1 protein-coding gene is annotated in these 543 nt (G+C 55.8%); it reads right to left on the minus strand.

Annotated elements, in window-relative coordinates; translation table 11 throughout:
* Positions 1-101: 101 nt before the first annotated feature.
* Positions 102-488, minus strand: a complete 387-nt coding sequence (locus tag A3730_RS18700) for a hypothetical protein (protein ID WP_063518896.1) — start codon at positions 486-488, stop codon at positions 102-104.
* Between the last annotated feature and the right edge of the window lie 55 nt (positions 489-543).

A 543-nucleotide genomic window follows, 5' to 3' on the forward strand; every position in this document is an offset into this window, starting at 1 on the left:
AAGCGATGTTTACATCGCGAAGGCTTTAGGCATGGCACAGAACCTTAAGTGAACGGTATTACCGCAAGTGCGGGGCTTTTTTATGGTGCAATGAACAACGATTATTCTGCGCTGGCCACCGCTTCCTGTTCCTGTTTTTCGTTTTCCTGCAGTTCTTTTTCTGCCTTCAGGCTCTCGTGCTGAGCCGGCGTACAACCGAGGCAACGAACGAAAGTATTCTTGCCCGGATTCATCACCAGCACTTCACCGGCTTCTCCCGGATTGCCCCCCAGCAGGCTGAACGGCAGCGTGACCACATAAAGGCCTGCTCCCACCACCGTGGATGCCAGCAGCAATGGGCGCGCAAAAACCGCGTCGCCGATCATCGCCATTTCCCCCGGCCGATCCAGCTGTGATTCAGCCGCCTGTGCCGTGACGGGCGCCATGGCAGCAAACAGCATGGTGGAGGCGAGTACGGATGCCACTACCGGGCGCTTTGCTCGCTTCATGGTGAGTCCCTCTTGTATTTTTATAGTTGAACCTGAAACCCTGACTTCATCGCGG

It is taken from the genome of Alcanivorax sp. HI0044, from assembly GCF_001634945.1.

Coding starts and splice junctions, on each gene's coding strand:
- A3730_RS18700 (WP_063518896.1), bottom strand. CDS start 488: ATGAAGCGAGCAAAGCGCCCGGTAGTGGCATCCGTACTCGCCTCCACC.